The following is a 4,920-nucleotide window of genomic DNA, read 5'->3' as shown; positions in this document are numbered from 1 at the left end:
ATCCAGTGGTTCGCGCAGGTCGCGAGGTACTTCTCCCACGCCCACTTGTACTTGAACGGCACCAGCTGGTTGACGTCGGTGCGGCCGTTGATGATGCGCTTGTCGGCGGCCTTCACGCGTCGCGCGGCGGCAGGCGCCGGCGTGTCGGAAGTGTTCGAGGAGGTGGTGATCAAGGGTGAGGCAGGTGCTGCGATCGCAGCATCGAAGTCCGGAGACGGAGCGACCGCACGCGCTTGAGAGGGCAGGCTCTGCGCGGGACTCGCTTTGTGAGAGATCGAGGGTTTAAGGTCTTCTTCCCAAACCAACATGGTGGACTTCCTTGACGCGTTGAATTATGAGAGTGTTGTGTTGAAACACCAAGCACTTATTGACATCGCGAGCACTTCGCTGTTGCTGTGTCGCATCGAAAAACGCGCGTGCTTTTGCGAAGACTCGCGATGAGCACGCGCGTTGCTCAGCGCATCACTGGCAAGCCTCGCACGTCGGGTCGTCGATCGCGCAGAACTTGATGTCGGTCGCAGGCTCTTGCGATGCGGAGATCACCGGCGCAGCGGCCGTCATCACCGGCGCCGCGACCACCGCAGCGACCGGCGCCGCCATCATCGACGACGAGCCATCGCCGCTCGACACCGAGTTCATCTGCCCTGCCTTCACGGTCGACTTCTCGGCATGCGTCGCGCCGACGGTGCGCAGGTAGTAGGTGGTCTTCAGGCCGCGCGTCCATGCGAGCTTGTAGGTCTCGTCGAGCTTCTTGCCCGAGGCGCCGGCCATGTAGATGTTCAGCGACTGCGCCTGGTCGATCCACTTCTGGCGGCGCGCGGCGGCCTCGACCAGCCACTGCGTCTCGACCTCGAAGGCCGTCGCGTACAGCGCCTTCAGGTCGGCCGGCACGCGGTCGATGCGGCGCAGCGAACCGTCGAAGTGCTTCAGGTCCATCACCATCACGTCGTCCCACAGGCCGAGCTTCTTCAGGTCGCGCACCAGGTACTCGTTGACGATGGTGAACTCGCCCGACAGGTTGGACTTCACCGACAGGTTGCCGAACGACGGCTCGATCGACGCGCTGACGCCGATGATGTTCGAGATGGTCGCGGTCGGCGCGATCGCCACGCAGTTGGAGTTGCGCATGCCGTGCTCGGCGATGCGGCTGCGCAGCGCCGCCCAGTCCAGCGTCGTGCTGCGGTCGACATCGACATAGCCGCCGCGGGCCTCGGCCAGCAGGTCGAGCGAGTCGATCGGCAGGATGCCCTTGTCCCACAGCGAGCCGCGGTAGCTGGAGTAGCGGCCGCGCTCGGCCGCCAGTTCGGTCGACGCCCAGTAGGCGTAGTAGCAGACGGCTTCCATCGAGCGGTCGGCGAACGACACCGCGTCGTCCGAGGCGTACGGCGTGCGCAGTTCGTACAGCGCGTCCTGGAAGCCCATGATCCCCAGGCCCACCGGGCGGTGGCGCAGGTTGGAGTCACGCGCCTTCTTGACGGCGTAGTAGTTGATGTCGATCACGTTGTCGAGCATGCGCATCGCGGTGGCGACGGTCTTCTTCAGCTTCGCGTGGTCGATCTGCACCGCGCCGTCGACCTGCTTCAGGTGGTGCACCAGGTTCACCGAACCCAGGTTGCACACGGCGATCTCGGTCTCGCTGGTGTTCAGCGTGATCTCGGTGCACAGGTTGCTCGAGTGCACGACGCCGACGTGCTGCTGCGGCGAGCGCACGTTGCAGGCGTCCTTGAAGGTGATCCACGGGTGGCCGGTCTCGAACAGCATCGAGAGCATGCGGCGCCACAGGTCCTTGGCGGGGATCTTCTTGAACAGCTTGATCTCGCCGCGCGCGGCCTTGTCCTCGTAGCGCGTGTAGGCCTCCTCGAAGGCCTTGCCGAACTTGTCGTGCAGGTCGGGGCAGTTGGACGGCGAGAACAGCGTCCAGTCGGCGCCTTCCATCACGCGGCGCATGAACAGGTCCGGAATCCAGTTCGCGGTGTTCATGTCGTGGGTGCGGCGGCGGTCGTCGCCGGTGTTCTTGCGCAGCTCCAGGAACTCCTCGATGTCGAGGTGCCAGGTTTCCAGGTAGGCGCAGACGGCACCCTTGCGCTTGCCGCCCTGGTTCACCGCGACGGCGGTGTCGTTGACGACCTTCAGGAACGGCACGACGCCCTGGCTCTTGCCGTTGGTGCCCTTGATGTGCGAGCCGAGCGCGCGCACGTTGGTCCAGTCGTTGCCGAGGCCGCCGGCGAACTTCGACAGCAGCGCGTTCTCCTTCAGCGCCTCGTAGATGCCTTCCAGGTCGTCGGCGACGGTCGTCAGGTAGCAGCTCGACAGCTGCGAGCGCTGCGTGCCGGCGTTGAACAGCGTCGGCGTGGAGCTCATGAAGTCGAAGCTGGACAGCACTTCGTAGAACTCGATCGCGCGCGCTTCGCGGTCGATCTCGTTGAGCGCCAGGCCCATCGCGACGCGCATGTAGAAGGCCTGCGGCATCTCGATGCGCACTTCGTTGATGTGCAGGAAGTAGCGGTCGTACAGCGTCTGCAGGCCGAGGTAGTCGAACTGCAGGTCGCGCTCGGCCTTCAGCGCCGCGCCCAGGCGGACCAGGTCGTACTGCAGCAGCTTCTCGTCGAGCCGCTCGGCCTGCACGCCCTTCTTGATGAAGCCGGGGAAGTAGTCGGCGTAGCGCGCCGGCATCTCGCCTTGCAGCACCTCTTCGCCGAGGATCTCCTTGCGGATCGTGTGCAGCAGCAGCCGCGCGGTGGCGCGGGTGTAGCCGGGGTCCTTCTCGATCAGCGTGCGCGCGGCCAGGATCGCGGCCTTGTGCACTTCATCGATCGGCACGCCGTCGTACAGGTTGCGGCGCGTCTCGGCCAGGATCGGGTCGGGCTTGACGTCGGCGCCCAGGTCGGCACAGGCCGATTCGATCAGCACCTGCAGGCGGGCGAAGTCGAGCGGCACGCGCTGGCCGCGGTCGATCACCGTCAGCGCCGGCTCGGCCGCGGCAGCGGCCACGTGGCCCTGCTTCGAACGCTCCTGCGAACGGCGCTCGCGGTACAGCACGTAGGCGCGCGCCACTTCGTGGTGGCCGCCGCGCATCAGGCCGAGCTCGACGTGGTCCTGCACGTCCTCGATGTGGAAGGTGCCGCCGCCCGGGCGCGAGCGCAGCAGCGCGCGCACGACCGATTCGGTCAGCCCGTCGACCGTCTCGCGCACGCTGGCCGAAGCCGCGCCCTGCGTGCCGTGCACGGCGAGGAAGGCCTTCATCAGGGCGACGGCGATCTTGTTGGGTTCGAAGGACACCACCGCGCCGTTGCGGCGGATGATCTGGTAGCCCTGGTAGGCCGACGCGGAGGCCGCGGGGCCGGTGCCGCTGCGCGGCGTGCTGCTGGTGGAGGAGGCGGCGTTGGGAGTGACGTTGCTGACTGCTTGCATGGATACCCCTTCTTGTGGTCTGTCGACGCGATATGGATTCAATGACCAGGGCTCACGCCGGACCCACCCCACAGCGCCAAGGCTGCGGCGCGCCGCCGGCGCTGAGCCGCCGAAGACGCATGAGAAGGACCGGTGAAGAACGATGGACGAGCGCGATGGGTGAGGCTGTGGAACGGCTTGCCAACACGCGGGACCCGGGTGCCGCCCTGTCGCTGCTGCTCGTCATGACGTGTCGTCGCACGTCATTGACCCCTGCAGAGAAGGCGGGCGCGGGCCTGAAGATGTTGGGACAAGAGAATACCACGAGGGACACTATATCTGGGGGCTCCCCACCCTTCAAGCACTAGCTATAGCGTCCCGACAAACAAGGGGGATGAAGCGTCGGTTCACCTCGACGCGCCGTTTTCGAGGCCTCGCGCAGCCTCGGCGCCCACCAGCGCTGAACCTGCCGCGGAGCATCCGCGCGCAGCCTCGCGCTCCCGCCGATTTGCGCCGCGGACGCCGATGGAAACTGGCTTGCCGCGATGCGAACGCAGGCCCTCTCGTGCGTCACTCAGTGCGGCACTCAGTGCCGCACTCAGCGCGGCGCGCGCAAGCCTTCGGGAAAATACCGACCATGCCAGCGCAGGCCCTCGGTGACGCGCGGCCAGTCGAAGCCCGGGCCGGGATCGATCTTGCGGCCGGGTGCGACATGCTCGTGCCCGGCCACGCCCTGCAGCGGGTAGCGCCGCGCGAGCGCGCGCAGCAAGGGCAGCAGCCGCGCGTACTGCGCCGCCTCGAAGCGCTCGCCCTCCAGCCCTTCCAGCTCGACGCCGACCGAGAAGTCGTTGCAGTTCTCGCGCCCGCGCCAGGCCGAGCGGCCGGCGTGCCATGCGCGCTCGTTGCACGAGACGAACTGCAGCAGCTCGCCGTCGCGCCGCACGACGAAGTGCGACGACACCTGCAGCCCGCGGATCTGCTGGAAGTAGGGGTGCGCGTCCCAGTCGAGCCGGTTCGTGAACAGCCGCTCGATCGCATCGCCGCCGTACTCGCCTGGCGGCAGGCTGATGGAATGGATGAGGGCCAGCTCGACCGCGCAGCCGGCCGGCCGCGCGCCGAAGTTCGGCGACGCGCAGCGGCGGGCCTGTTCGCACCAGCCGTCCGCGCCGATCTGCAGCACGGCGCGCGCCGGCTCGCGAACCGGTTCAGCCGGGTTCGCCGCGCTCGACATCGACCGGGTCGTCGGTGCCGCCGACGTTGACGCCCAGGCGGGCCATCCGGTAGCGCATCTGGCGCAACGACAGCCCGAGGCTCGCGCCGGCGGCCGTGCGGTTGTAGCGGTAGCGCTCGAGTGCACGTTCGAGCACGTCGCGCTCGATGTCGTCGAGGTAGGCCGCGAGGTCGCTCGGCAGCGGCGCCTGCACCGGCACGACCGGTGCGCGCACCGCCTCTGCCGTCGCGGCCGCAGCGGCCGGCTTGGCCGACACCACCGGCGAGGCTTCGAACTCCGAGGCCTCGCTGTCGCTGAAC

Annotated in this window: 3 protein-coding genes and 1 pseudogene; all 4 read right to left on the bottom strand. The window is 67.6% G+C overall.

Features of this window, described 5'->3' with window-relative positions:
• Positions 1 to 308 (bottom strand): annotated as a pseudogene (locus tag AC1D01_RS20800) (ribonucleotide-diphosphate reductase subunit beta); the annotation flags it as partial.
• A gap of 154 nt (positions 309 to 462) precedes the next feature.
• On the bottom strand, positions 463 to 3,411 hold the full coding sequence (locus AC1D01_RS20795) for a ribonucleoside-diphosphate reductase subunit alpha (protein WP_477869623.1): 2,949 nt from the start codon (positions 3,409 to 3,411) through the stop codon (positions 463 to 465).
• Between the two features lie 577 nt (positions 3,412 to 3,988).
• Positions 3,989 to 4,621 carry a 1,6-anhydro-N-acetylmuramyl-L-alanine amidase AmpD gene (gene ampD, locus AC1D01_RS20790; RefSeq protein WP_477869621.1) on the bottom strand — a complete coding sequence of 211 codons (633 nt, stop codon included), beginning with the start codon at positions 4,619 to 4,621 and terminating at the stop codon, positions 3,989 to 3,991.
• On the bottom strand, positions 4,596 to 4,920 hold a 325-nt coding region (locus tag AC1D01_RS20785; RefSeq protein WP_477869620.1), incomplete at its 5' end, for a helix-turn-helix domain-containing protein. The genes AC1D01_RS20785 and ampD, both read right to left, overlap by 26 nt.

The sequence above is a fragment of the Rhizobacter sp. P3_B12 genome (genome assembly GCF_056402895.1).
This window is presented reverse-complemented; position numbering and strand designations above follow the sequence as displayed.

Bases quoted from the DNA above. Each gene is read 5' to 3' on its own strand.
- AC1D01_RS20795 (WP_477869623.1), bottom strand. From the start codon at position 3,411: ATGCAAGCAGTCAGCAACGTCACTCCCAACGCCGCCTCCTCCACCAGC.
- ampD (WP_477869621.1), bottom strand. From the start codon at position 4,621: ATGTCGAGCGCGGCGAACCCGGCTGAACCGGTTCGCGAGCCGGCGCGC.